This is a genomic window from Thauera sp. 2A1, assembly GCF_009469595.2.
Lineage (GTDB): Bacteria > Pseudomonadota > Gammaproteobacteria > Burkholderiales > Rhodocyclaceae > Thauera.
Genome location: NZ_SSXV01000085.1, coordinates 1 through 1,985 on the forward strand (window position 1 = coordinate 1; position 1,985 = coordinate 1,985).

At 45.6% G+C, this 1,985-nt stretch carries 1 protein-coding gene; it reads right to left on the reverse strand.

Annotation, left to right across the window (positions count from 1 at the left end):
• Positions 1-64 precede the first annotated feature (64 nt).
• The gene (locus GH664_RS22515; RefSeq protein ID WP_015059043.1) at positions 65-979 is read right to left on the reverse strand and encodes a site-specific DNA-methyltransferase; all 915 of its coding nucleotides are present in this window, start codon (positions 977-979) and stop codon (positions 65-67) included.
• Between the last annotated feature and the right edge of the window lie 1,006 nt (positions 980-1,985).

The following is a 1,985-nucleotide window of genomic DNA, read 5'->3' on the forward strand; positions in this document are numbered from 1 at the left end:
AATTGAAAGTAGAATTGAGCAGATTAAAAAAGTGACAGATAATAATATTCTGTCACTTAAATAATTATTTGTTTAATCTCTTTATACTGGTCTCTACATATGTAGGGTTTATTTCGAAACCAATATAATCCCTACCTAAATCTTTCGCTGCTACCAATGTAGAACCACTGCCACTAAAAGGGTCAATGACTAATTGACCTTTTTGTGTTGTTAATTCTATAAGTGTTTTCATTAAGGCTACAGGTTTTTGTGTTGGGTGTAATCCACTTTCATTGCTGGAAAATCCAGCTGTAATGACATTTTCAGGTTTGCCATTTCTTGCTACAAATGCATCTTGATTATAAGCACCGACACCATGAATAATTGCATTATCTGCAATTGTGCCGCCAATTTTATATGGTTTAGAGAACCATAGTATGGGTTCAAAGGTTGGTTGTAGATTTCCAACTCGCCATCCATTCCATTTTTCTGCGTTTAATGTATCCCCGCGCCTTTCGTAAACGCAACTCAACCTTTGGGCTCTGTGAGGGGCTTTTACTCTCATCCATGCAATTATATCGCGAAGATTGAATCCAGCATCTTCCATTGCACATATGCATCGATGAGAAAATCTTCTGCCTGCAAAAATAATTGCACTGGCACCTGGTTTTAATACTCTGAACCATTCAGTAGCCCATTCTTCACACCATTGCTGATATTCTAATGGTATTTTCTTATCAGCCTCTGACCATCCATTTATTGGTTTTCCTCTTTTTTTAAAAATAGCACCTGCGTTTTTCTGCGCAGGGCTTGAACCTAGGTATGCGTTATTTGAGTTATTATGTAGCACATCCCAGTCTTCTGCTCCTATCCCATAAGGGATATCACTGAGTATTAAATGTGCATATTGTGATGGGAGTTTTTTTATTAATGATATCGAGTTACCATTGGTAACGGTATTCTTTTTTATTTCATCAGGTAATTGGATCTTGTTTAACATCTAAATTCCTGCTCTTTCATAGCTTTAAAAACACGCTGATAGTATACGTTAAAGTACCTTGACGCAGGATTACCTTTCATCGTAGCCTTTCTGAAAAGAAAAAACCGCCTTGCAGGGCGGTTTTTTCAAGGTTCAAAGAACTTGCAGGTTTTTGAACCACGGTAACTGGCTTTGTGGGAGCGCAGTCACCAAAATCTGTTCTTTCAGTTTAGCCTTAACTGGCAAGAAACTTCAAGACCAACTCCCATAAAACCGTTACCAGTGGCTGCTGCCAGTGGCGTTAAGGCGTGTCTTACCGGGTTGGACTCAAGACGATAGTTACCGGATAAGGCGCAGCGGTCGGGCTGAACGGGGGGTTCGTGCACACAGCCCAGCTTGGAGCGAACGACCTACACCGAACTGAGATACCAACAGCGTGAGCTATGAGAAAGCGCCACGCTTCCCGAAGGGAGAAAGGCGGACAGGTATCCGGTAAGCGGCAGGGTCGGAACAGGAGAGCGCACGAGGGAGCTTCCAGGGGGAAACGCCTGGTATCTTTATAGTCCTGTCGGGTTTCGCCACCTCTGACTTGAGCGTCGATTTTTGTGATGCTCGTCAGGGGGGCGGAGCCTATGGAAAAACGCCAGCGGCGCGGCCTTTTGTCCTGGCTTTGCCTTTTTGCTCACATGTTCTTTCCGGCCTTATCCCCTGATTCTGTGGATAACTGTGTTACCGTTTTTGTGTGAGTCAGTACCGCTCGCCGCAGCCGAACGACCGAGCGTAGCGAGTCAGTGAGCGAGGAAGCGGAAAAGCGCCTGGACGTGCATTTTCTCCTTACGCATCTGTGCGGCATTTCACACCCGGCATGGGGCACTTTTCATACAATCTGCACTGATGCCGCATGGTTAAGCCAGTATACACTCCGCTGTCGCTACGCGACTGGGTCAGGGTTTCGCCCCGACACCCGCTGACGCGCCCTGGCGGGCTTGTCTGCTGCCGAAAACGCTCGCGGACAAGCCGTGAGCGC

Coding starts and splice junctions, on each gene's coding strand:
- GH664_RS22515 (WP_015059043.1), bottom strand. CDS start 979: ATGTTAAACAAGATCCAATTACCTGATGAAATAAAAAAGAATACCGTT.